This is a genomic window from Thermalbibacter longus (genome assembly GCF_023806485.1).
Classification (GTDB): domain Bacteria; phylum Chloroflexota; class Chloroflexia; order Thermomicrobiales; family Thermomicrobiaceae; genus Thermalbibacter; species Thermalbibacter longus.
The window spans coordinates 278,906-302,716 of the sequence record NZ_JAMSLR010000003.1; the positions used below are offsets into that span (position 1 = coordinate 278,906).

At 66.5% G+C, this 23,811-nt stretch carries 20 protein-coding genes; 3 read left to right on the forward strand and 17 right to left on the reverse strand.

Annotated elements, in window-relative coordinates; genetic code table 11:
* Position 1: 1 nt before the first annotated feature.
* The 3 genes from NET02_RS06175 to NET02_RS06185 form a co-directional block, all read right to left on the reverse strand.
* Positions 2-928 (reverse strand): succinate--CoA ligase subunit alpha, encoded by a 927-nt coding sequence (locus NET02_RS06175; RefSeq protein ID WP_284056510.1) that lies wholly within the window; start codon positions 926-928, stop codon positions 2-4.
* The gene (locus NET02_RS06180; RefSeq protein WP_284056511.1) at positions 906-2,135 is read right to left on the reverse strand and encodes an ATP-grasp domain-containing protein; all 1,230 of its coding nucleotides are present in this window, start codon (positions 2,133-2,135) and stop codon (positions 906-908) included. Before NET02_RS06180 ends, NET02_RS06175 begins: the two co-directional genes overlap by 23 nt.
* 72 nt (positions 2,136-2,207) lie before the next feature.
* Entirely contained in the window at positions 2,208-3,335 is a 1,128-nt protein-coding gene (locus tag NET02_RS06185) for a right-handed parallel beta-helix repeat-containing protein (protein ID WP_284056512.1), read from the reverse strand.
* Between the two features lie 188 nt (positions 3,336-3,523).
* Here NET02_RS06185 and NET02_RS06190 point away from each other — a divergent pair, with 188 nt between their 5' ends.
* Complete coding sequence (locus tag NET02_RS06190; RefSeq protein ID WP_284056513.1) at positions 3,524-4,072, forward strand: hypothetical protein; 549 nt, start codon at positions 3,524-3,526, stop codon at positions 4,070-4,072.
* Between the two features lie 72 nt (positions 4,073-4,144).
* On the opposite strand, the gene smc is transcribed toward NET02_RS06190, so the two are convergent.
* Genes smc through NET02_RS06210 form a run of 4 tightly spaced genes read right to left on the reverse strand, consistent with a single transcriptional unit; the run spans position 4,145 to position 10,106 of the window.
* Complete coding sequence (smc, locus tag NET02_RS06195) at positions 4,145-7,693, reverse strand: chromosome segregation protein SMC (protein ID WP_284056514.1); 3,549 nt, start codon at positions 7,691-7,693, stop codon at positions 4,145-4,147.
* Positions 7,694-7,705: 12 nt separating this feature from the next.
* Positions 7,706-8,701, reverse strand: a complete 996-nt coding sequence (gene galE, locus NET02_RS06200; RefSeq protein ID WP_284056515.1) for a UDP-glucose 4-epimerase GalE — start codon at positions 8,699-8,701, stop codon at positions 7,706-7,708.
* Positions 8,698-9,180, reverse strand: coding sequence for an inorganic diphosphatase (locus tag NET02_RS06205; RefSeq protein ID WP_284056516.1), 483 nt, complete (start codon positions 9,178-9,180; stop codon positions 8,698-8,700). The genes galE and NET02_RS06205 overlap by 4 nt, the downstream gene beginning before the upstream one ends.
* A complete protein-coding gene (locus NET02_RS06210; protein ID WP_284056517.1) occupies positions 9,177-10,106 on the reverse strand; it encodes a sulfurtransferase in 930 nt (309 codons plus the stop codon). Before NET02_RS06210 ends, NET02_RS06205 begins: the two co-directional genes overlap by 4 nt.
* Before the next feature lie 94 nt (positions 10,107-10,200).
* Between NET02_RS06210 and NET02_RS06215 the strand changes: the two genes are divergently transcribed.
* On the forward strand, positions 10,201-11,409 hold the full coding sequence (locus NET02_RS06215) for a S1C family serine protease (RefSeq protein WP_284056518.1): 1,209 nt from the start codon (positions 10,201-10,203) through the stop codon (positions 11,407-11,409).
* A 7-nt stretch (positions 11,410-11,416) separates the two neighbouring features.
* On the opposite strand, the gene NET02_RS06220 is transcribed toward NET02_RS06215, so the two are convergent.
* The 4 genes from NET02_RS06220 to NET02_RS06235 form a co-directional block, all read right to left on the reverse strand.
* Positions 11,417-12,073 carry an SIMPL domain-containing protein gene (locus NET02_RS06220; RefSeq protein ID WP_284056519.1) on the reverse strand — a complete coding sequence of 219 codons (657 nt, stop codon included), beginning with the start codon at positions 12,071-12,073 and terminating at the stop codon, positions 11,417-11,419.
* Positions 12,074-12,254: 181 nt separating this feature from the next.
* Positions 12,255-12,995 (reverse strand): SIMPL domain-containing protein, encoded by a 741-nt coding sequence (locus NET02_RS06225; RefSeq protein ID WP_284056520.1) that lies wholly within the window; start codon positions 12,993-12,995, stop codon positions 12,255-12,257.
* A 39-nt stretch (positions 12,996-13,034) separates the two neighbouring features.
* The gene (locus tag NET02_RS06230) at positions 13,035-13,784 is read right to left on the reverse strand and encodes a cupin domain-containing protein (protein WP_284056521.1); all 750 of its coding nucleotides are present in this window, start codon (positions 13,782-13,784) and stop codon (positions 13,035-13,037) included.
* Positions 13,785-13,824: 40 nt separating this feature from the next.
* Positions 13,825-14,472 carry an RNA polymerase sigma factor gene (locus NET02_RS06235; RefSeq protein ID WP_284056522.1) on the reverse strand — a complete coding sequence of 216 codons (648 nt, stop codon included), beginning with the start codon at positions 14,470-14,472 and terminating at the stop codon, positions 13,825-13,827.
* A gap of 221 nt (positions 14,473-14,693) precedes the next feature.
* Between NET02_RS06235 and NET02_RS06240 the strand changes: the two genes are divergently transcribed.
* On the forward strand, positions 14,694-15,479 hold the full coding sequence (locus NET02_RS06240) for a response regulator (RefSeq protein ID WP_284056523.1): 786 nt from the start codon (positions 14,694-14,696) through the stop codon (positions 15,477-15,479).
* 50 nt (positions 15,480-15,529) lie between these two features.
* Here the strand turns inward: NET02_RS06240 and NET02_RS06245 are convergent, their stop codons facing one another.
* The 6 genes from NET02_RS06245 to NET02_RS06270 all read right to left on the reverse strand — a co-directional run bounded on the left by NET02_RS06245 (position 15,530) and on the right by NET02_RS06270 (position 21,897).
* Positions 15,530-15,940: an FtsB family cell division protein gene (locus tag NET02_RS06245; protein WP_284056524.1), complete on the reverse strand. Its 411-nt coding sequence runs from the start codon at positions 15,938-15,940 to the stop codon at positions 15,530-15,532.
* A 1-nt stretch (position 15,941) separates the two neighbouring features.
* Positions 15,942-17,441: an Asp-tRNA(Asn)/Glu-tRNA(Gln) amidotransferase subunit GatA gene (gene gatA / locus NET02_RS06250; RefSeq protein ID WP_284056525.1), complete on the reverse strand. Its 1,500-nt coding sequence runs from the start codon at positions 17,439-17,441 to the stop codon at positions 15,942-15,944.
* 14 nt (positions 17,442-17,455) lie between these two features.
* Complete coding sequence (gene gatC / locus NET02_RS06255; protein ID WP_284056526.1) at positions 17,456-17,749, reverse strand: Asp-tRNA(Asn)/Glu-tRNA(Gln) amidotransferase subunit GatC; 294 nt, start codon at positions 17,747-17,749, stop codon at positions 17,456-17,458.
* A gap of 245 nt (positions 17,750-17,994) precedes the next feature.
* On the reverse strand, positions 17,995-19,362 hold the full coding sequence (locus NET02_RS06260; protein WP_284056527.1) for a GH1 family beta-glucosidase: 1,368 nt from the start codon (positions 19,360-19,362) through the stop codon (positions 17,995-17,997).
* 142 nt (positions 19,363-19,504) lie between these two features.
* Complete coding sequence (locus tag NET02_RS06265; RefSeq protein ID WP_284056528.1) at positions 19,505-20,092, reverse strand: hypothetical protein; 588 nt, start codon at positions 20,090-20,092, stop codon at positions 19,505-19,507.
* A 56-nt stretch (positions 20,093-20,148) separates the two neighbouring features.
* Positions 20,149-21,897 (reverse strand): peptide ABC transporter substrate-binding protein, encoded by a 1,749-nt coding sequence (locus NET02_RS06270; RefSeq protein ID WP_284056529.1) that lies wholly within the window; start codon positions 21,895-21,897, stop codon positions 20,149-20,151.
* Between the last annotated feature and the right edge of the window lie 1,914 nt (positions 21,898-23,811).

The window sequence follows — 23,811 nt, forward strand, 5'->3', positions numbered from 1 at the left end:
GTCAGCGCTGCCCGGTCTCGTGGTGTACGCCACTGGAAGCCAGGGCGTCGAGGAAGCGGAACAGCTCGTCGAGGTCGTCGGCGACCCAGGCGCCCGCCTGGCGCAGCGCCGCCAGCTTGGCGCTCGGCCGGCCGGAGCCGCCCCGGATGATAGCCGCCGCGTGGCCGAAGGCAGTGCCCTCTGGCAGCGACTCGGCGAACCGCCCGGCGACCAGCGCGAGGAGCGGCTTGCTGAAGCGGCCGTCGGCCAGTGCCTCGGCGACGTCCTCCTCGAAGCGTGTTCCCGGCTCGCCGAAGAGCACGACCGCGTCTGTCTCCGGGTCGGCCTGGAAGAGCGGCAAGAGGTCGGCCGGGGGCGTGCCGATCAACGCGTCGCCCCCGACGCTCACTGCCGTGCTCACCCCGAAGCCGTGCCGGCGCAGCATCAACCCCAGTTCGGCCGTCATGCCGCCACTGCGCGAGATGACGCCGATCCGGCCCGGGACGAAAGCCCGCTCTGGCCGGTCGCCGCCGATCGCTCCCAGCTTGACGCGCTGGCCCGGGTTGATCAGCCCGACCGAGTTCGGGCCGATTACGTGCACGCCTGCTGTCCTCGCCGCGTACAACAGTCGCAGCGCGTCGTGCTTCGGCACGCGCTCGGTCGCGATCAGGAGCAGCCGCAGGCCGGCGTCGATCGCCTCCAGGGCCGCGTCGAGCACGGCGGCCGGCGGCACCGAGACGAGCGCGGCAGCCGGCCGGTGAGCCGCGACTGCCTCGGCCACGGTGTCGTAGACCGGCACGCCAGCGACCTGCTCGCCGCCTCGACCGGGTGTCACCCCGCAGACGACGGCGGTGCCGTACGCCAGCATGTGCGCGGTGACCATGCGCGCCTCGCGGCCGGTGATGCCCTGAACGAGGACGCGGGTGTCACGGTCGAGCAGAATCGCCATCGCCCTCCCCGTACCGCTCGCGCATCGCCTGCACCATGACGCGGGCCGCCTCGCTCAGCGTCACCTCTTCGCCGAGCCAGCGCACGCCCGCTGCCTCGAAGATCGCCCGGCCCTCGGCCTCGTTGACGCCGGTCTCGCGCGCGACTACCGGGAAGTCCGGAGGCAGGCGGCCGGCCTCGCGCAGCGCCTGGACGACTCCCCGCGCGAGCACGTCGACCTGGGTGTTGTTGGTCAGGTTGTGGGCGACGAACAGGCCACGTACCCCTGGCTTGGACAGCACCACGCGAGCCAGCGCGGCCACCTTCGTCTCGGTCGGGTTGCCGCCGATCTCGGCGTAGTTCGCCGGCCGCCCACCGGCGCGGAGCAGGGCATCGAAGAGCAGCAGGCTGGCCCCACCACCGCCGCAGAGGAAGCCGATATCGCCGCCTTCCAGCTCCAGGTACCGGGCCGAGCCCCGGTACGGCTCGGCGGCGTTGATCGCGTCGACCTGCTGCTCCAGCGCCGTCGGTGGACGCCAGGCCGGGCCGATCAGCACACGCCCGGCCAGCTCGGGGTGGCGGAACAGCGCCGCTTCGTCGAGCGCGACGACCGCGTCCAGGGCGACGAGCTCACCACTGGCTGTCTCGGCCAGCGGGTTGATTTCCAGCAGCTCGGCGTCCAGCTCGACGAAGGCCCGGTAGAGCGCGGCCGTAAGCTGGGCCAGGCGGGGAAGCGCCGGGCCGCGCACGCCCGCCGACTGCCAGAGCGCGCGGGCGCGAAACGGCATCATCTCCTCGCCCGGCACCAGCTCCAGCCAGGCGATCGCTCCTTCACCCCGCGCCAGCTCCTCGACATCGACCCCGCCTTCCCGGCCGACCAGCACCCGCACCGTCCGGTCATCGGCGTCGAGCGTGATGGCCAGATAGCGCTCCTGTGCGACTGGCACCGCCTCTTCGACCAGCACGCGATCGACCGGGAAGCCGCCGACCTCGCGCCCGAGCAGCGCCGCGGCAGCGTCGCCAGCGGCCTCCGGGTCGGCGGCCAGCCTGACGGCGCCGGATTTCCCTCGCTTCCCCACCGGGACGAGCGCCTTGACGACGACCGGCCCTCCGAGCGCAGACGCGACCTGCCGTGCTGCCTCGGCAGCGGGGACGGCCTGTCCCCGCGGCACCGGAATCCCCCGGGCCGCCAGAATCTCCTTGGCATCGTGCTCGAGTAACCGCGCCACCGCTGCCCGCACCTCCTCGGGCCGTACGATGGCCTCTGCGGGGCTGCTGGTCAAGACCTCGCGCCGCTGGGCCTATCCGACCTGGTTTCTGGCCGATCTCCCCTCGGCGCAGACGTCGCGGCGGTTCCCGGCGAAGACGTTGCCCGTCACCGTCGAGTCGGTGGTGTGGAGCAGGTAGACCCCGCACCGACCGTTGTTGCGGATCGTATTGCCGGTCACCAGGTGGCGCTCCGAGGTCACGCGGTCGGGGAGATCGTGGTTGGCCGGGTCGAGCGTGAAGGCGACGCCGTGACGGCCGTTCCGGGTGATCAGATTATCGCGGATGACGCCGCCCTGGCCGTGCTCCCAGTTGACCCCGTCGGTGCGGTTATAGGCGATCACGTTGCCCTCGAGGATCGTCTCGCGGGAGAAGCCGAGCCAGAAGCCGTAGTTGCTGTGAGTGGCGATGTTGTTGCGGAAGACGTTCCCGGTCGAGAACGTCGCCTCGAAGGCGTTGTTCGGGGAGTAGGAGCCGTCGTTGCCTTCGATCAGGTTCTTGTCGCTGGGTGGGCTGAACTGATTGCCGAGGAAGAACCCGTCTCCGGAGTAGCGGAGGTCGTTGCCGATGACGTTATTGCGGTGCGACCCGCTGGTCACGAGGATTCCGGCCGCGTCGCAGCCGGTGCCGCCGCAGCGGTTCACATGGTGAGCCTGGTTACGCTCGATCCGGTTCTCGCAAGAGGCGAAGAGCCGGATGCCCCAGGCGGTGTTGTGCGAGACATCGTTGTCCTGAATCAGGTTGCGGTGGCTAGCGTAGAGGTTGATCCCTACGTCCTGGCGGCTCGCGACATTGCGGCGCACCGCGCTGCCGGTAACGCGGTGGAACAGGATGCCCCCGCCGCACGCGGCCGACAGCGGCTGGTTGAGGTCGAGAAACGTCCCGTCGCTGCCGGCGTTCTCTGAGAGGTCATTGTCCTCGATCACCAGGTCGGTGCAGTCCTCGGCGAAGATGGCGTAGAAGAAGTTGCGGATGACGAAGTTGCGGATGACGACACCTGTCCGGCCACGCAGCACGATACCGAAGCCGGCCTTCTGCATACCGTCGAGGATGAGCCCGTTCCCGTCGAGCACGACGCCATCGGCGGCGACGACGATGACTCCACCCCCGTCGGGGTCAGCGAGGCGGTAGTGACCCGGCCTGAACGACGTGCCCGTGGTCACCAGTGTTCGCCCCGAGAGCTCGGCCCTTCTGGAGTCCGGTTGCACGGCCCTCGCAGCTCCTTCCAGCGTGTCTTCCCTCGCTCGATGGTAACAGTGCTGTTACACACGTCGCCTACGCTCCCTCTCAGGAATCGGGCAATGGTGGGCGCGAGCGGGTCGGCCCACCGGAGCGAGAAAGGAGAGGGATCATGAGCCGGTTCCTTTCGTGGTTCGCGCGCCTCGGCCCCTGGCGCTGGGCGATGGCCGTCGCAGCAGTGGCGGGGCTGGGCGGTGGGCTCCTGCTAGCGCACGAGGCTGCGGTCGCGGTCGTCCTGCACGAGCACGCGGGCGCGCACGCCCAGGAGAGCGAGGCGACGTCGCCGAGTGGCAGGCCCGGTAGACTGCCGCCGGAGGTGAAATACGGCTGGACGGCGACCTCGCCGGCCACGCACGCCGGTGATCAGTACCAGCTCGTCGTCACCAACGGCGAGACTCCGCAGACAGTCTACGTGCGCGTCATGATTATGGATCACCGGAACCACAACAACATCGTGGTGCTGCAGCAGCGGCTCGAGCTCGAGGCCGGGGAACAGCGCGTGCTCACGGCGGTGAACGACTACGGTACCGCCAACCACTTCCAGACCGCCATCGGCAGCGAGACCACTGACCTGACGCTCGAGGTGAGCCTGACCGCCTCCGACGGGGAGCGCACCGCCTGGTTCAACCAACGCGCGTTCATGCTCCGCGAGCGTGACTGAGCCGCGCGATCGTGCCAATCCCTGGTAGGGGCGACCAGCCGGTCGCCCCTACCAGCTCCGGCTTGCCTTGCTTCACGGCAGGCTCAGGGAGAGGACGCGTGAAACGCCGTCCTCTCCCATCGTGATGCCGTAGAGGACGGCAGCTCCCTCGATAGTAGCGCGGTTATGCGTGATGACGACGAACTGGGTGCGCTCCGAGAGGGCGTGCAGCATATCGCGGAAGCGGACCACATTGGCATCGTCCAGGGCGGCGTCCACTTCGTCGAGGACGCAGAAGGGCGCCGGCCGGACGCTGAGGATGGCGAAGAGCAGGGCCACGGCGGTAAGCGCCCGCTCGCCACCGGAGAGCAGGTGCAGGCTCTGCAAGCGCTTCCCCGGAGGCTGGGCCACGATCTCGATCCCGCCCTCGGGGCCGGCGCCGTTCGAGCCGAGCAGCCGGCCGCGGCCGCCGCCGAAGAGTTCGCTGAATGTCCGCCGGAAGGCCTGATCCACCGCATGGACCGTGCGGCTGAAGGAGGCTTGCATCTCGCGCTCGAGCTGGCCCATCGTCTCGCGGAGCCGCTGTGCGGCAGCGCGCACGTCAGCGAGCTCTCGGTTCAGCCGCTCGTAGCGCTCGCGTTCTGCCCGGTACTGGTCGATCGACTCCTCGCCGTAGCGGCCCAGCCGCTGCCAGCGCTCGCGTAGCCTGGCGCTCTGCGCCTCGATCTCTTCCAGCGGAACGCTCGGATCGAGTTCGACCTCGGCGAGCTGCGCCGGCAAGCTCGCGGGATCGTCGACGGAGAGATCCCAAGCCGCTCGCTCCAGCACCATCGCCAGCTCGTCCCCAGCACGCTGGCGCTCGACCTGGCAACGATCCAGCTCCCGCTCGGCTTCTCGCAGCTCCTGCGCCAACCCGGTCACGATCTCACGCTGGGCCCGCTCCTGCTCCAGGAATTCCCTGAGCCGATCGACGGTAGCGGCGTGCTCCTCCTCGGCGTCCGACAGTTCCTTGCGCTGTCGCTGCGTGTCGGCCTGGAGCACGCGTCGCTCCTCGGCCAGCCGGGCGAGCTCCTGCTCGATCTCGACGCGCTGGCGGGCGAGTAGCTCTCGCCCTTCGGCCAACCGCTGTGCCCGGCGTTCCAGCCTGGCGAGTTGCTGTTCCACCCCCTCGAGCTGTCGTTGCACCGCCGATCGATCGCCACGGGCCACCTGCACGCGCCCAGACTCGAGCTGCTGGGCCAGCGTCTCCAGCTCGCGCTGCTGCGCGGCGCGAAGGGTCACCAGTCGCTCGCGCTCGGCCTGCACCCGGTTGAGATCGGTCGCGATCGCCTCGAGCGCCTGCTCGATGGCCTGAAGCTGGCCAGCGATCTGCGCTCGCCGCTCCCGGTCGCGTTCGGTCTCCGTCTCGAGCGCGGTGAGGCTCTGGCGCAGCAACTCGCGCTCGAGCCGTTGCTCGCGATCCTCGGCTTCCAGCCTGGCCAGCTCGGCTGCCTGCTCCTGGCGCCGGGCCAGCCGCTCCGCACGGGCCGCTTCCAGCCGCTGAACCCTTTCCCGCGCCTGCTCACCCTCGGCGATCAGCCGCGCGCGGCGTCGCCGGAGTTCCCGCAGCTCGCGCTCCCGCGCTAGCAGCCCGCGCTCGCGACCGCGAGAGCCACCGGTGACTGCCCCGGAGGGCCGGGTAATCTCCCCGTCCCTAGTGACGATCGTCCAGCCGGGAGGCAGGCGGTTCAGCATGGCCCGCGCGGTCGGCAGATCGCGCACGACCAGGACGCGGCTGAGCAGGCTGCGCACGACCGGCTCGACGCGTGGCTCGCAGCGTACCAGCTCGGTCGCGACGCCGATGACGTTCACCTCCTGTCCGGCCAGCGCGAGCTGCTGCGGGCGGCCGGCGCGCACGGTGTCGAGCGGCTGGAAGGTCGCGCGGCCGGACCGGGTGCGCTTCAGGTAGGCGATGGCCGCCTCAGCATCGGCCCAGCGCTCGACGACCACGTCCTGCACATGGCCGCCGAGGGCAACCTCGATCGCGACCTCCAGCTCGGCGGGGACTTCGATCAGGCTCCCGAGCGTGCCGATCACGCCGGCCAGTTTGCCCTCCCGGGCTGCCGCCAGCACGGCGCGCACGGCGCCGGCCACCATGCCGGATTCCGCCAGCCGCTCGAGCGCGTCCAGCCGGGCTGAGGTAGCAGCCAGCTCCCGCTCCAACTCAGACAGTGCCACCCTCGCCCGGGCCAAGTCGGCCTGAATCGCCGCTTCCTCCCGCTCCAGTTCGGCCAGAGCCTGGCGCGCCTCGTAGAGCTGTACCCTAAGCGCTGCCTCTGCCCGTTCGAGGTCCTCAGCGCGGGCCGCCAGCTTGCTCCGCCGGGCTTCGCGTTCGGCCTCCGCAGCCGCCAGCCGCTCGCGCTCAGCGAGCAGCCCCGCGAGAGCCTGCTCCTGCTTTCCTCGCTCGGCTTCCAGCCGGGCCAGTTCCTGCTGGAGGTGCCGTTCCTTCTCGTCGGTGGCCCGCAGCGAGGCGCGCAGCTCATCCCGCCGGGCCTCCATTGCCCGCGTCTCGGCCTCGATCTCCGCCAGTTCGCGGTCGAGATTCTGCAGGCGCTCGCTGAGCGCTCGCCGCTCACACTCGAAGGCCTCCCGTTCGTGGGCGAGCGCTGCCGCCTCGGCGTCCAGCTCGGCCGCGCGCCGCTCCAGGTCGGCCAGGCGCTCCTGGGACACCTGTTCCTTCGCCGCGGCTAACTCGCTCCGGTGGAGGGTGGCCTGGAGCGCGCTCTGACGGTGCTCCAGCGCCCGTTCCAGCTCATCCACGCGCTGGCGCAGCGACACAGTCGCCGACTCCACAGATGCCAGCGCTTGCCTGGCCTGCTCCAGCGCGGCACGCGCACGGACTACCGTGACCGCCGCAGTGGATTCCGCGTCGGCCGCTGCCTGGATCCGTTCCTGGATCGCCTGCCAGCGCCGCGCGTAGAGCTGAAGCAGGGACGCTCGCAACTCCTCCCGGACGCGGATGGCCGCTTCGGCCTGGCGCGCGGCGCGCTCCAGCGCGTGCAGGCGGGGTTCCAGCTCGCGCAGCAGGTCTTCTAGCCGGACGGCATTGGCCTCAGCCTGGGCTAGGTGGGCCGAAGCTTCATCCTGGCGCAGACGCAACCCGGCGATGCCTGCCGCATGCTCGAACAGCCCGCGGCGATCAGCCGGCCGCTGGCTGAGAACGGCGTCGACCAGCCCCTGGCCGATAACGGTGTAGTCAGGCCCCAGAGAGGCGGTGAGCTGGAGCACGTCGCGGAGCCGTACCCGCTTCCCGTTGATCAGGTAGTGGCTCTCGCCGTCTCGGAAGACCCGGCGGGTAACCGTGATCTCGGTGAAGGGGAGTCCCAGGCTCTCCCCCTCCTGCTCCAGGGTCAGGCTCACCTCAGCCATTCCCAGCGGTGCCCGGCCTGGCCCGCCAGCGAAGATGACGTCCGACGCTTGCCGGCCGCGCAGGCTTCCGTAGCTCTGCTCCCCGAGCGCCCACCGGATCGCGTCGGCAATGTTGGATTTGCCCGAGCCGTTCGGGCCGACGACGGCGGTGATGCCGCGGTCGAAGCACAGCTCGACCGGCGTCGCGAAGCTCTTGAAGCCGTGCAGGTAGAGGCGTTTCAACCGGACGCTCATCGGAGTTCCGGCTCACTCCGGGTAGCCGTGCGGGAAGCGCTGGTGCCAGAGTACCGCGCTCCTGATGATCTCCTCGAGACCGTAGCGTGGTCGCCATCCCAGCACTCGCTCGGCCTTGGCGTAGGAGGCGTACTTGACCGGCGGCTCCCCTGGCCTGGGTTCTCCAGGCTCGATGGGAAACTCGACGCCGGTGATCTCCTGGACGAGCTCGATCACCTGCCGGGTCGAGTAGCCGACCCCGCTTCCCAGGTTGATTACGTCCGTCGGGTGGCCTCGGCGTAGCGCTTGGAGTGCCAGCAGGTGCGCTTCAGCCAGGTCGAGAACGTGCACGTAGTCGCGGATCGTGGTTCCGTCAGGCGTATCGACCCGGGGCGAGGTGAGCCGGAATGCCTGCAGCCCCAGCGCGCCCCTGATCGCGTTCGGGATCAGGTGTTCCTCAGGCCGGTGGTCTTCGCCCAGCGAGCCGTCGAGCGCGGCGCCGGCGGCGTTGAAGTAGCGCAGGCTGATCGAGCGTAGCCCATAGGCCTGGTCGTACCAGCGCAGGAACTCCTCGACTGCAAGCTTGGACGCGCCGTAGGGGTTGGCCGGCTCCGTCGGATGGTTCTCGTCGAGCGGGAGATAGCGGGCCTCGCCGTAGACTTCGGAGGTGGAGGAGTACACGACCCAGGGCACCTCGTAGGCCAGACAGGCGTCGAGCAGGTTGATCGCTCCGCCGATGTTGTGCCGCACGTACTTCGCTGGATCCTCGACCGACTCTCGAACCGAGGTGTAGGCAGCCAGGTGGAAGACCGCGTCGAACCGTCCATCGGCGATGGCGGAAAAGACCACATCGCGGTCAGCCAGCTCGCCGACGATGAGTGGGCAGTCCACGGCTGCCCGGTGGCCGTAACGGAGATTGTCGAACACGACGACCTCATGTCCGGCCTCCTGCAAGGCGCGGACGGTGAAGGAACCGATATAGCCGGCTCCCCCGGTGACCAGCACGCGCAGCGGCTCGCGCTCGCTCATAGCGGCTCGTCTCTCGCTCCGGTCGCGGAGCGGATCAATTGCCAGGCCACCTCCGCGCTCTCCCATCCCAGCACGATATCCCAGTCGGCGAACCACTCCTCGATCGCCCGCAGGTCTTCAGCCGGCGCCTGGAGGAGATCGACCACGCCACCGTACCGCGGATCGTTGCAGCGGACAGCCAGGACTTTGTGATCACCGTCGGGGCGCACGAACACCCCGATCGGTCTCACGCGGACTCGTTGGCCCGTCCTCAACGGCATGCTGCTCAGGACGATGACGTCGAGCGCGTCGTCATCGATCGGATTGTACGTGCCCGGCAGGTGCCCGTAGGCGGCTGGCCAGGGGCGACGCGCGTGCGGATGCCGGTAGGTCGTCCAGGTGCCGGTCGCCTGGTCGCGCGCATGCCGGACAGTGCTGCCGGCCGGGTCCTCGATGACTGCCTCCAGGCAGTCCCCAGCGTCGAGTCGGTGCTCGCTCACGACAGCGGCTCCAAGGGCAGATCGGCTCGGGCGCCCCACTCGGCCCACGAGCCGTCATAGACGCGGACCGAAGGATAGCCGAGCAGCTTGAGCGCGACGTAGGTCTGGGCAGCGCTCGGGCCGTGGAGCCCGTAGACGATGACGGTCTTGTCCGGCGTCACGCCCTGGCTTGCGAACAGCTCGCGGAGCGCCCCTGGGTCACGATAGGCGGGCACGGAGCCAGGCTCGGTCAGCGCCGTCCAGGGAACCATCACGGCTCCGGGGATCTTGCCCAGCCGCAAGCGGCCGTTCCAGCTCTCGCGCAGCTCCTCTGGCGTGCGGTTGTCGACGATCGCGACAGCCGGATCGCCGAGCGAAGCCAGCACGTCGTCGACGCCGATCAAGACGGTATAGTCGAGCTGCTGCACCAGCGAGCCGGGAGGCGGAGACGACGGGAGCCGGCGGGTGAGCGGCAGGCCAGCGGCTTCCCAAGCCTGCCGTCCGCCCTGGAGCACCTGCACCTGGCGAAAACCGAGCGCGTGCAGCGTCCAGACGATCCGGGCCGCGTAGCGGTTGCCGGCGCCGTCGTAGACAACGACCCGTGTGTCCGGTGTGATCCCGGCCCGGTGGATCAACTCGGCGCGGCCAGGCTCGCCGACGAGCATCCCGTAGGTGTCGTTGTGCACCTCGATCGTGTCCTGCCACCAGACATGGATGGCCCCGGGGATGTGTCCCGCCTGATACTCGTGGAGTGGGCTGGCGTCGAGCAGGCGCAGGGCCGGGTCATCGAGGTGCTGCGATAGCCACTCCGCCAAGACGAGTAGCTCGCCGCCTGGATAGACCTCAGGAGAGGCCAGGCTGCCGGCCGCCGGGGCGGGTGTCCCGCAGCCAGCCAGGACCAGCGCCAGGGCAAGCAGAGCGATTCGCCAGCGTGCAGACCGAGCCACGGTGCCGACCGACCTCCTCTTGGGGCAAGCTTACGCTGTGCCGGCCGCTGGCGCAGCAGCGATGCGGCGAGATCTCTGACAGGGTGGGGCAGCGATGAAGCGCGGATACAGTCTCTGGGTAGTCGTGCTGGTGGCGCTGCTGGCGCTGAGCTTCGGGACGGTTGCTGGCGGGGTCGCCGGAACGGTAGCCGCCTTGCTGGTCGTACCGCGGTCTTCGCCGGTCTCGATGCCCCAGCCGACGGAGGTTGTCACGGTGGCGACCAGCACCGCCTCGCCGTCGCCGACGGTGGTCGCGCTCCCGTCTCCGACCGCCACGCTTGCGCCGCCCGCGGCCAGTGCGGATGAGGGGGTGTCGGTCGCTGACATCGTGGAACGTGTCAGCCCGGCCGTCGTCACGGTCGTGAATCGCCAGGCTCTCGGGCTCGGCGGGTTGTTCGGCGACGAGAACGAGCCCGCGGGCACTGGCACGGGCTTCATTATCGACGAGCAGGGGCACGTCATCACCAACAACCACGTCGTGGAGGGGGCACAGGAGATCGAAGTGCTCTTCTCTGATGGCTCCAAGGCGTCCGCGCAGCTTGTCGGTGCCGACCGGTTCAGCGACCTGGCCGTGATCAAAGTTGACCCCCCAGTTCCCGGCACGCTCCCGCTGGGCGACTCCGACCAGCTGAGGCCCGGCGACCGGGTGATCGCCATCGGGAGCACGCTCGGCGACTTCACGAATACGGTGACCGAAGGCGTCGTCAGCGGGCTCGGGCGGCAGCTCGAGACCCCGGACGGCTTCAACCTGGAAAACATGATCCAGCACGATGCCTCGATCAACCCGGGCAACTCTGGGGGCCCGTTGCTCAACCTCCGTGGCGAGGTGGTGGGCGTGAACACCGCGGTCGTCCGGCAGGCGGGCTTCCTTCCCATCGAGGGCTTGGGATTCGCTATCCCCAGTAACACGGTGAAGATCATCGCCGATCAGCTCATCCAGAACGGGCGCGTCATCCGCCCGTACCTCGGCATCACCTATGAGCCGATTACTCCACGCCAGGCGCTGGCTGGAGATCTCCCGGTCGACCACGGCGTGCTGGTGACCGCGGTGGAGCCTGGCTCACCCGCCGACCAGGCTGGAGCCCGCGATGGCGACATCATCACTGCGTTGAACGGGCAGGCTATCGACGGTGATCACCCGCTGGTCAACGAGCTGTTCCGCTACCGGCCGGGGGATACGGTGACGATGGAGGTCTTCCGTCCCTCGACCGGCGAGACGTTGACCTTGCGCGTGCAGCTCGGCGAGCGCCCGGCCGACCTGTGAGCAGCTCTCAGTCTTCGAGCGTGAACGTCACCGAGACAGTAATGGAGAACTCGACGGGCTCGGGTCTCACCTCGGTCGGCTGGTGCTCGGGGACTAGACTCATGGGAGTGTACAGACTGTAGTCTCGCGCTCGGCGACGACGAGGCCAGGAGTCATCGACTGTGATCTGCACCGCCTTGCCCAGGCGCCGGCCGGCCAGCTCGGCGAGGTGGGCGGCCTTGGTGTGCGCGTCGGCCATCGCGCGGATACGAGCGTCTCGTTCTGGAGCCGACGGGTCGGCCACGTCGAAACAGTAGAGTTCGACGCTGGTCGCGCCGGACGCCGTCGCCGCGTCGATGACCTCTCCGACACGTTCGATCGGTTCAACCGTCACTCGTACCCGATGGCTCACTGAGTATCCGAGGACTGGCCACCGCGCCAGCCTGTAGTCTCGCTGCGGCGTCACGTCGTACCACGCGGTGCGGCTGCGCTCGTCCGCGATGCTCTGCGCGCGGAGCGCCGCCAGCACCGCGGCCATCCGGCGGTTGGCTTCGCTCTGCGCGCGTGCCAGCGTCCGGTCGGATACTTCGACCGTGATGACGACCACCGCTCGATCGGGGACGGCTTCGACCTGCCCCTTGCCCGTGACGCTGATGGAGTCGAACGCGCGATGGTGCTCGTCCATAGCGAACCTCCTCTCGATACCGTGGGCGGCGATGCGCGCTAGCTGGGCCTGAATCGCCGCATCTCCACAGCATAGCGACCGGCCGGGAACCCAGTGGTTCCCGCCGGCCGCGCTACCGCGAGGTTGGGCTCAGGCTCGCTGGCTGGTCAGGCCCAGGCCCGGATCGAGCGTCGTTCCTCCCCTACTGGATCGCGAAATCGACTGTGACCACGACGCTGACCACGGTCTGCCCCGGCGGCAGGGCGTCCGCGGCGCCCGCAGCGGCTCGCGCCTCGACCGGTACTGGCGGTGGGAAGGCTCCGCCTTCGACGATGCGGATGGGCGATCCCAGGCTGACCCCGGCGAGCTGCGCGAGGTGGCTAGCCCGGTCCCGCGCGTCACGCATCGCCAGCTCGCGAGCCTGGCGCATGACGGTACTCGGGTCGGCGACCGTGAAGGACACGCCCGAGACCGAGTTGGCGCCTGCGCCCACCGCTGCCTGGATGATCTCTCCCGCCCGATCCACCGGCTGAACCTGGACCTCGACCAGATGGACGATCCGGTAGCCGGTGATCGGTTGATCCGGCTGTTCGTAGTTGCGCTCCACCCAGATGCTGTAGCTTACCGTCTTGATCTTCTCCTCTGGGATCCCGCGCGCCTGCAACTCTGCCAGCACAGCATCCATGCGCTGGCTCGCCTCCTGCTGGGCCGTGGCTAGATCTGGGTTGCTAAGCTCGACGCCGAGCGTGACGATGGCCAGATCCGGCCGGATGAAGACGCGTCCCTCGCCGCTGACGCTGATCACGCGCTCGCTTGGGGTCTGCGCTGCGGCTGGAGACGGTCCGGACACCCCGGCGCCAGTGAACAGCGCGATCAGCGCGCCACCCACCGCCAGGGCGGCGATGGTCAACGACGCGATGCCGAGACGCTGAAGACCGCTCATCTCGTGTTCTCCTCTCTGCACAATTCTCGTTCGATACATCTACCGCGAGAGACGGTGACGGCGCGCGGCCAGGCGCGGCAACAAGAAGCCGAGCGCGAGCGCGACCGCGAGCACAATGCCCGCCGCAGCGGTCGCCAGGCGCAAGAGTGAGATCCCGGTCTCGGCAGGACTGGACTCATCCTCACCGGCGGCTTTCGGCACCGAGCCGGCCGGCGTCGGCTGTGGAGTCGACGGCGCGGCCATAACCGCTACCGGAGCCTCAGGAGTCGATTCCGTGGCCGGTACCGGGGTACCGGCCGGGGCAATCTCCTGGGCACTCCCGGTTTCGCCGGGTGTCGGCTCGGCCGGTGCGCTGAGCGCGGCGACCGGGGTCGCTTCGACCGCCTCCGATGCAGCCTGCCGGTCTGCCGCCGGTTGGGGAGGCGACGCTGGCGTGCCTGCTGGCGCTGGTCCGCCGGCCAGCAGATCGACGCTCAGCAGCGCTACCAGCAGCAGTGCAGCGATGGCCGAAGACCAGCGAAACAGCGGCTGGTAGCGCAGGTACCACGGCCGGGGACGCAGGCGCTCTAACTCCTCGCCCGTCAGCGTGAACGAGCGCGGCAGAGCCGGCGCGGGCAGCTCGGCCAGCAGCGCGGTTATGACCTGCAACTCCGCGATCTGCTCCTGGCAGGCCGTGCAGGTGGCGAGGTGCGCCGACACCGCTGCCGCGACCGCCGGGTCGTCGATCGCCTCGGCGAGGTAGGCCGAGAGGAGCTCATCGTTCGGATGTCCGTCTGCCGTAAACCGCATGATGCTCGTTGCCTGTTGCTCCTTGTTCGTCGCGTCGCCGTTACTCGGATCCCGATGAGCGCTCACTGGGCCCGTCATTAGCTTGACGCAGGAATCCTTCCAGAAGTTCCCGCGAAGACTCATCGGCAGCCAGAAGTGCCCGCAAGCGAGCGCGCCCGCGGCTCAACCGAGACTTGACAGTACCCAGCGAGACTCCGGTGATCGCGGCGATCTCCTCGTAGGAGAACCCCTCGACATCGGACAGAATGACGGTGATGCGCTGATCTTCCGGGAGCATCGCCAGACCTGCCTCGAGCCGTCGCCGTAGCTCGTCTCGCGTGGCGTGCTCCACCGGGCTTACCGGAGCCGGCTCGACCGACCAGCGAACCCCCAAGTCCGATCCAGTAAGGTCGAGAGAGGTTGCTGGCCGTCGCTGCATCGAACGAAGCACGTCCAGCGCGCGGTTGTGGGCGATGCGCAGAAGCCAGGCGCGGAAGCTGCCTCCCCGGTAGTCGTCGAGCGACGTATAGGCGCGGAGAAAGGTCTCCTGTGTGATATCCTCAGCGAGGTAGCGATCGTGGAGCAGGCGGAGCGCCACCGCATACACACTACGCTGGTAGCGCTCGACTAGCAGGTTGAAAGCGGCGAGCTCGCCCGAGCGGACCGCCTGGATCAATGCATCGTCTGACGGGTCGAGATGTACATTCACCGAGCGCGCGCTCCCGCATGGATGATACGAGCAGAGACGGGCTAGTGGATATCGAGCAGGACTATCTGGCTATAATCCCTCAGCCCGCAACGACCGTAAACCGATATGAGCGAGTCGTGCAACCGGCAGGTTGCATTTCCCGTTAAGTTGTGCGGAACGCATGTTTCCGCTATTGTTTGCAGAGCCAGCGCGAGCAGCGACACCTCGAGGGGGACACAGCCATGATCCACTCGCGCCCTTTTGTGAGCCAGTCTAACGCAGCACGCCGGGAGCGCAACGGCTCTTCAGGTATCACGCTCGTTCTCGCCGATCAACACCTGCTCTTCCGGCAAGCTCTTCGGCACTATCTGGAAACCGAGCAAGGGATGCGCGTAGTCGGCGAGACCGGAGATGGCTTCAACCTCGCGTCGCTGGTCGAACTGCGCCGGCCTGATGTCGTCCTGGTCGACTCGGCCTTGCCGGGCCTCGACATCGCCGGCACGATCCGGCGGATCAAGATGAAGTGTCCCGGCGTGCGTATCGTTGTGTTGTCGCTGGTGGGTGACCGGGATACCTTCCTCAGCGCGGTGCGGGCCGGCGCCGAGGGGTTCCTGATCAAGGATACCCCGGCTGAAGAAGTGGTATCGGCAATTCGCCAGGTGGCTGAGGGAGGCTCGGTGATCAGCCCGGCGCTCACCGGCGTTCTCCTGCGAGAATTCCGGCGACTCAGCTCGCTCCAGGAAGGCGTGCCGCCGGTCGGGTTGACGCTACGGGAAATCCAGCTCCTGCGACTCGTGGCTGCCGGATTGAGCAACAAAGAGATCGCGGAGGCGCTCTGTCTCGCTGAGAGCACGGTCAAGAACCGTCTCTCGCTCCTGTTCGAGAAGCTGAGCGTCAAGGATCGGACACAGGCCGCTATCTACGCGCTGATGCATGGGCTCCTTCCGGAGTCGGAGCCGGACTACCCTCCGGCGCTCGCCGAGGGGAGCCTCTCGACTGATCAAAGCACGCTACACAGCGTCGGTTGAGCCGGTTTTACCCGTCGCACGGGCCGTTGAACAGCCCGGACGGGTCTCGCTCAGGGCTGCGGCAGCCGTAAGACATCGAGCCATTCTCGCCAGTTCGGCTTCGACTCGGGCCGCTGCCTAGATGGCGTTGCCTCGGGCGTCGGCGTGGGGGCAGCGTGCCAGCGTACGATGCCGACCGTCTCGCCGGGGTAGGCGAGATTGAGCTCGCGCCGGGCGGTCTGCTCGATGTAGGTCCGGTAGTTTCCGGTAGCGTAGCGCTCGAGCTCGGCAGCAAGCTGGTCATGCTCGCGTTGCAGCGCGGCCAGCGCCTCGCGTCGCACTGCTACCTGCGCTTCGAGCTGGCGGGCCTTCCAGGCTTGCTGGCCGAACGCGACCACGAAATAGAGCGTAATCCCGAAGGCCAGCAGCACCAGGAGCTGGCCGCGGAGATTGCCGGCCACCCGGGAACGCTCGCTGGCCATCTCACTCCGTCCCGCCTGAAGGCGCGCGCCTCGTCACCGCCTCGATCAGCGGCGGCACTGCCCGGTGCCAGGGCGTCGCCTGCTCGTAGGCGTGGGCGACCCGAAGCAGCGTGCCCTCGTCGAAAGGCCGCCCCATGAACTGCATGCTCACCGGCAGGCCATGAGCGAAGCCGCAGGGGACGGCGATGCCCGGCAGCCCCGCCATGTTGGCCGGAATGGTGAAGACATCCGAGAGGTACATCTGGATCGGATCGGCCGTGCGCTCGCCGAGCCGGAAGGCGACGGTGGGCGAGGTCGGCGCCAGGATCACGTCGACCTTCTCGAAGGCCTCGTCGAAATCGCGCTTGATCAGCGTGCGCACCTTCTGGGCTTTGACGTAATACGCATCGTAGTACCCGGCGCTGAGCGCGTAGGTTCCGAGCATGATACGGCGTTTGACTTCTGGCCCGAAGCCGCGGCCGCGGGTCTGGAGATAACTCTCGAGCAGCGTCTCCCCCTGAAGGCTGAGGCCGTACTTGACGCCGTCGTAGCGGGCGAGATTGGCGCTGGCCTCCGATGGGGCGATGATGTAGTAGGTGGCGAGCGCGTACTTCGTGTGCGGGAGCGAGACGGGGACGATCTCCGCGCCGAGCCGCTGGAGCTCGGCCACGGCCTCGTCGACGACGCGCTCCACTTCCGGATCCATCCCCGGCACCTGGTACTCCGCGGCGATCCCGATACGGATGCCCCGGATGTCGCCGGTCAGCGATGTCTGGTAGTCGGGAACCGGAACGTCGACCGACGTCGAATCGCAGGGGTCGTGGCCGCTGATCGCCTGGAGCACGATCGCGACGTCCTCGACCGTCCGGCCGAAGGGCCCGATCTGGTCGAGGCTGCTGGCGAAGGCGACCAGGCCATAGCGCGAGACCCGGCCGTACGTGGGCTTGAGCCCGACCACCCCGCAGAAGCCGGCAGGCTGCCGGATAGAGCCACCGGTGTCGGATCCGAGCGAGACCATCGCCTCGCCCGCTGCGACCGCTGCGGCCGAGCCGCCGCTCGATCCGCCGGGCACCCGCTCGAGGTCCCAGGGATTGCGCGTCGGGCCGTAGGCCGAGTTCTCGGTCGAGGAGCCCATCGCGAACTCGTCGGTATTGGCCTTCCCGACGAAGACCGCGCCCTGCTCGCGCAGCTTGCGGACGACCGTGGCGTCGTACGGCGAGCGGAAGCCCTCCAGGATGCGCGAGCCGGCGGTGGTCGGCGCATCGACCGTGCAGAGCACGTCCTTGAGCGCGATGGGGATGCCGGTCAACGGGGCGACGTCGCCGCGGGCGATGCGGCGGTCGGCCTCCTGTGCCTGTGCCAGGGCCACCTCTTCGGTCAGCGTGATGAAAGCATGAATCTGCGGCTCGACCTGACGGATGCGCTCCAGATGTGCCTGCAGCAGCTCGACGGCGCTGATCTCCCGCCGAGCCAGGCGCGCGCTCGCCTCGGTCACCGTCAGCCGGGTCAGGTCTTCGCTCACCGGTGACACTCCTGTCACGACTGCTCGAGCACGGCGTTGACCTTGAACATGTTGTCCTCGGCGTCGGGCGCGTTCTTGAGCGCGTCCTCGACCGGGAGCGAGGGGCGAACCTCGTCCTCGCGCCAGACATTCTGCAGTGTGATCACTTGCGCGGTCGGTGGGATCGCCTCGGTGTCGAGTTCCTGGATCAGATTGACGTGCTCGAGGATGGAGGAGAGCTGCTCGCGCATCCGCTCACGCTCCTCCTCGGTCAGCCCGAGCCGGGCCAGCATCGCCACGTGGTCGACAACTTCTCGGCTGAGCCGCATCGGCTACCTCCCTGGTCCGCATCCCTCCGAGCGGCGGACTGGTACGGAGTGTAGCACGCGTACGCTCCCTACCGCCGCCCCTGCGCCATGCGGCCCCGAAGGCGAATTAGCTGTGCAGTGGCTGACGAGAGCACTGAGCCGACTCTAGGGTGGGGGTGACTGGCCGCTCGTGATCAGCCGGCGCCGTTGAGGCATCCCCCGTGCCCGACCTGGCTGGAACCGCATCATCGGGCGTTCGGGCGAGCCTACTGCCCGAGTTGGACGAGCCCGTTGGCCCGGATGACCTCGGAGTACCAGGCGTAGCTCTCCTTCGGGATCCGCTCGAGTGTCTCGTAGTCGATGTAGATCAGGCCGAAGCGCTTGCTGTAGCCGTGTGCCCACTCGAAGTTGTCCATCAGCGACCAGACGAAGTACCCGCGGAGCGGCACGCCGTCTTGCAGCGCGCGGTGGGCGGCCGCGAAATGGTCGTGTAGGAAGGCGATCCGCTTCGGATCACGCACTGCCCCGTCCTCGAGCTGGTCGGCGAAGGCGGCTCCGTTCTCGGTAATGTAGATCGTCGACGGCGCAAAGTCGCGTTGCAGGCGGATCAGGAGCTCGTAGAGCCCGTCGGGCACGATAGCCCAACCCATCTCGGTGAGCTCGTAGCCGGCTGCCTGGAGTTCTTCAGGTGGGACCAGGATTGCCTTCAGCGGGTTCAACACGGAAGCATCGTACCGGACGAATGCGGGCGTATAGTAGTTCACCCCCAGGAAGTCGATCGGCACGGCGATCGCGTCCAGGTCTCCCGTCTGGGCCGTGGGAGCCAGCTCGCCGTACGTCGCCAGCATGTCCTGGGGGTAGCCGCGACCGAAGAGGGGGTCGAGGAACCAGCGATTCAGGAAGCCGTCGTAGCGCTGGGCTGCCAGCCGATCCTCCTCGGCTTCGGTAGCTGGCCGCACCGGCGAGAGGTTGAGCGTGATGCCGACCTGCGCGTCAGGCGAAGCGGCTCGGATGGCCGGCACCGCGTGCCCGTGCGAGAGCAGAAGGTGGTGGCTCACCTGGATCGCGATGCGGGCATCCTGGATGCCCGGAGCGTGGACGCCGAGGAAGTGGCCAACAAAAGCCACAACCCAGGGCTCGTTGTGCGTGATCCAGTGCTTGACGCGATCGCCCAGTCGCCGCGCCACGACGTCGGCGTAGGCGGCGAAGGCCTCGGCCGTCTCCCGCGCGGCCCAGCCACCGCGGTCTTGCAGCGCCTGGGGAAGGTCCCAGTGGTAGAGCGTGACGAAGGGCGTGATCTCGGCCTGGAGCAGCGCATCGACTAGCCGATCGTAGAAGTCCAGGCCGCGCTGGTTGACCTGCCCGGTACCCTGGGGAAGGATGCGCGGCCAGGCGATGGAGAAGCGATAGGCCGGCGCGCCCAACTGTTGCATCAGGTGGACGTCCTCCGGCCAGCGGTGGTAGTGGTCACAGGCCACGTCACCGGTGTGGCCCTCGAACGTCTTGCCCGGCGTGTGGCTGAAGGTGTCCCAGATCGAGGGGCCGCGCCCGTCCTCGTCGACGGCGCCCTCGATCTGATAGGCGGCTGTCGCCGTGCCCCAGAGGAACCCGTCGGGGAAGCGCCGCTCGACCATCCCACGCCCTCCCTTCTATCGCGAGGCTGGTGCCGAACCGCGAGCGAGATGGCACCTTCGGTCTCGGCGAACCACCCCTGGATTATAGAGGCTAGGCGATGGTCGAGGATCGCCTCAGTGGTGACCCTGGTGCCCCAGCTCGTCAGGGAGCGCGGAAGCTCTCGATCACGAGCTCGATTTCCGGGAGCGCTGTGGCGTCACATCGGTCGGGCGCGTCGGTCTCGATCCGTACCACGAAGCCGGTTCTGCTTGCGAGATAGCCGGCGGCTACAGCGCGGCGCTGCTCGCAGTGCCTGCCGGCGCCGGGGTCGAAGCTCACCATCGCCGCCGGCAGGCGGCCGCCATCGACGGCGAACTCGCGGGGCATCGACCTGCCCGGCACATCTTGCAAGACCTGCTGGAGCAACGCCTCTGGCGTGGCCGCGTCGACCTCGGGCACGACCTCCACGACCATCCGAAAGCTTCCACCCCAGACCGGTGACTCGCTGTCGTCGATGAGGACGCGCCGGGCATCGTCGGAGACGCTGACGGTCGCGCTCTTCGGGATCGAGAGGCGGAAAGCCCAGTTCGGGTCGAGGTAGCTCTCGAACTCGTACACCTCCCCGCGGACGACCTCAGCCGGGGGAGGCGTTGCGGTAGGCACAGAGGGAAACCACGTCGCGAGACAACCAGCACCGCTCACCAGTGCGAAGGTCCCGACAGTCAGCAACAGCACACGTGTTCGATGCATCCCGCACCTCCCTGGGATTCCAGGCTAACTTCATCGTTATACGAGCCACACTCGCCCTAGGATTCGTTACCAACCCGGCGCCACTCCTCGACGTTCCACATGCATGACATCTGCCCAGCTAGAAGCGAGAATCCCTCAATTCGTGAGCTTACTAGAGCCACTCGCTGATACTCGAATAGTGGTAGGACAGGAAGGGACGACGCAAAGAGCTCCTGCTGTCTATGATATATCGTAAACCGCTCTGTAAGGGTATGGGCAGCAGCACTCTTCTCAAGAAGCGAATCATTGGCAGGATGAGTCCAGCCAGAGAAGTTATCGCCGTGCCAGTTATTAGAGATACTAGGAATGCTTGCTGAGTGCCAAAGATTAATAGCATCTGACTCTATAGTGTCCATTTCCCACGAGAAGAGTGCGAGATCAAATGTGTGTGAGGCTAACAATCCACGTGGTCCTAAGAGGGCTTCGGCAGCAATCGGTCTGACGGTAACTGAGATCCCAATGTTCCTAAGATCATCACGGATAAGGTTCGCGACGCGCCATCGAACGTCGTTGCCCGTCGCCACATAGAGCGTAAGCATGAGATGCTGACCGTTGCGCGAGGCGAAGCCGTCCTTGTCAGATACGTAGCCTGCTTCGCTCAAGAGGCGTGAGGCATAGCCGGGATCATATGTATATTCCTGGAGCACAGGAGTATGAGCCCAGTGACTGCTTGGCAGCCAACTGCTCATCACGGAACCGAACGCACCCAGAGCCTCATTCACCAGACGCTCACGATTGATAGCATGTGCGATGGCCTTTCTGACCCGAGAATCCCCAAGGGCTGGATGCTGAAGGTTAAAGTCCAGCCGTTCCCATTTGAAGCCCGGTGCAGTAGCAACAAGACCGTCGATCTGGATTCGATCTATTTCTTCCAATGATACTAACAGAGAATCGTCAGAAACTATATCTATTGTCCCCGAGATAAACTCTTCGATTAGTCGCCGCTCGTCAGGAATTACGCTAACAATAATGCGCTCAGAAGCTGGTCTTCTCCCAGCGAAAAAGGGGTTGGCCTCCAGAGTGATAACCTGAATTGCTGGCCAGAGGTCATTTGGTGAAACAGCTTTTACTCCCGATCTGTCATATTCTGAAGTCTCTCCAACATAACGCCATTCTGTGACCACATAAGGACCGAGGCCAACTGGGCGAAGAGGGAAGATGCTAGTGTCCAGATCTTCCTTGGTCATTCCGCGCAATACGTGCTCCGGCAGGACTACGCCGCTTAGTAACCTGTCGAGATCGACTAGCGGACGGCCAGGTCGTGTGGTGACGACGACTGTTCGGTCATCAGGAGTATCGATGCGTTCCACTGCTGAGTGTTGACTACCAGCTGTGTTGGCTACTCGTTCCATGAAGTTGAAGGTGAACTTGACATCCGAGGACGTGACGGCCCTCCCATCTGACCACCGTAGACCGTTGCGAAGGTGATATGTGATGGTGACTCGTGTCCCCTCATACCGAACCCCACCATTGTCCAAGGTTGGAATAGACTCAACAAGTAAGGGGCGACCGTCGCCATCGGTTGAATGTAAGCCGCGGTGTACCGCTGCACTAATCGTTCGAGTTGATGGCCACGGGTAGTCAATCGGAAGGGTTGTTTCTATAGGCTTTGTTAGACCTACTCGAATTGCTGCTTGCGATGTATCATGGGAGTCAGCCCGTTGGGTAGCAGTTAACCATAATGGATAGATGGCAAATAGGAATATGCCAAGAAGAAGCAGAAGTTGTGAATTGGTTAGATACTTTTTCGCCCGCAGAGTAATCATGAAGCCTCCAGGACTTAAAATGTGCAGGACTTAGCAGCTGTGCGCGTGAGGGGGAGGGGGGGTGCTCCCTCCCCCTGATTTACCCGGCTGGCCACTGTCTTCCGGTGGGATATGCACTACCTGTTTGAGCAGTTTCCCCATTGGAAAAGTCCCCGGCCACAATTGGCCATTTCCATACCCCAGGGCTCTCCATTGGCCCAGCGGGTGACATAGCGGTTCGCAACGGTATTATAGGGTGTCTTTCTCCCTCGCCATTCCAGGCTGTAGTGGGTACTCCAAGGAAATGGATTGTAAGTGTCGGAACTTGCGGGGAAAGTCGTGGAGATGCCAGTTCCTGCATAGGTGAGTGAAAAAGTGATGGTTTGTCCATCTGAGGCACGGACTTGACCGGCTGGGTCCCAATCAACTAACCGAGCTGGACTCGTATTAGAGCGGATCCAGGGCTCAAATCGAGTCAGCTCCCAGTACTGGTGACTGTACGCTGACCCAACGGCCTCGACATAGAACAAATCGCTGCGCCCGTTTATCTTGAAGAAGTTCCAACTTGTGTAATCGGTAAGTCGGCTATCACCTGATGACCAGGTGACGCTAAACCAATACTGGGTGTTCCCCCATGTGCTTGCAAGCGGTGTCACTTGCTCCCCAGTTCGCCGCACACGTGACGACTGCTCTACCATTGATGGTGTTACCAAAGCGGGAGGTGGGGTCTGACTGCCGCCTGCATGGTTCGCGGAATCTGAGAAACCGGGTTGTAAATCTCGCGTCGGCTCGGCTGCTGCGGCAGAGTACGTGGTGAATATTGCGAGGAAGATGATCGCAGGAAGCGAGCGAAGAACACGCATCATGTTAATATCCCTTTCACCATGTGAGTCTGGACTCAGTAGTTATTGATCGCTGCTAGGCTTCACGGGCTAGCCGACGCTCATCTGCCTTGCCTCCTTCCTTGCGCCGCATGCTACCTATGGGCGAGGAGTAGGTGGATACAGAGAAGACCTGTGGAGGGCATGCAGTGGTTGCCTTAGCTAGCATAAGGGAGAGCAAGCGAAATGCCAAGAGTTTCGATGCTGAATTGGCGGATGGCTGAGCTCGGCGATTTGTTCAGGCCGCCATCGTGCTAGCCCCGGTTGCGTAACCCAGGATTAATGCCGATCTGCGCTGGCGACGTGGAGAGAAGACCAGCCGCAGTGCGATGCGGACACCGCAGTAGCGGTCATGCACGTCGCAGCGGGGAGCTGAGGCTGTAGAGGCAAGGCTGGGTCAGCTGATCTCGCGGGCGTCGAAGATCGACCTCGCGGCTTCGAGCCTGTGCTGGTCGCCCGGGGGGAGCGGTGCTTTTCCACACGGCTCCGCTGGGGCACCACCCTCTCAGGCCCGCCGGCCGGTTGCCCTGACTCTGAGGGAGTGCCCTGAGTGTTGAGGAATGGAAGCTCTTCGGGGGTGAGACAGGCAACCCGACAGTGCTGGCCCAGCGCGCGAAAGTACCTGCTCGATAGCTTTGCGGAATCCGGGCTGCTCAACGATGTGCCTGCGGTGGGATTCGTACGATGCGATGAGGACGACCTCTTCGCCGCGCACGATCCGTGGCTCGGTATCGACGAGTAGAGCACCATTGGCGTTGATCGCGCGAACCTCGCGCCGGATCGCGCTCGAGCGCGTAACGAGCTGTTCGAGCGCTGTCGCGTCGCTTACCGACGCGGCGCTCTCGGGTAGGTCACTCGGCTATCTAGTCGTCTCGCAGGACTGCCGCGCGGTCTGCGCGAGCGAGGAAACGGCTGCAGGATGCGGCGCGGCGGGAGTCAGACTGGAAGCGGCGGGTGCTGGGCCGGATGAGGCAGAGGCCGAGCTCCGTTGGATGGGACGCCGACCGCGCTGGCGGATCTCTCCGTCGGGGACAGCAACTGCCGCTGTTGGAGC